Raw genomic sequence first — 294 nt, 5'->3', positions numbered from 1 at the left:
CGATGCACCAGTACTTGATGCAATCAACGCAACAGATCCAATTACAGGTACAGCAGAACCAGGTTCGACAGTTACAGTGACCTTCCCAGATGGTAGTACAGCAGACGTTGTGGCTGGACCAGATGGTAGTTGGACTGTAGATAATCCTGGGTTAAATGATGGCGATGCCGTTACAGCAACAGCGACGGACCCAGCAGGGAATACTTCAGGCCCTGCAACAGTAACAGTAGATGGATTAGCCCCAGCTATTACCATTGATGACGTACTGACCAATGACAATACGCCTGCATTAAC

Annotated in this window: 1 protein-coding gene; it reads left to right on the top strand. The window is 48.6% G+C overall.

The window, feature by feature from the left end; translation table 11 throughout:
- Window positions 1–294: Ig-like domain-containing protein (locus IO68_RS29825; RefSeq protein ID WP_023013937.1), on the top strand; the 294-nt coding region annotated here is incomplete at both ends.

The sequence above is a fragment of the Acinetobacter sp. COS3 genome, assembly GCF_000475335.1.
Taxonomy (GTDB): Bacteria; Pseudomonadota; Gammaproteobacteria; order Pseudomonadales; family Moraxellaceae; genus Acinetobacter; species Acinetobacter venetianus.
Note: the sequence above shows the minus strand (reverse complement) of the source record. Positions and strands in the feature narration are given on the sequence as shown.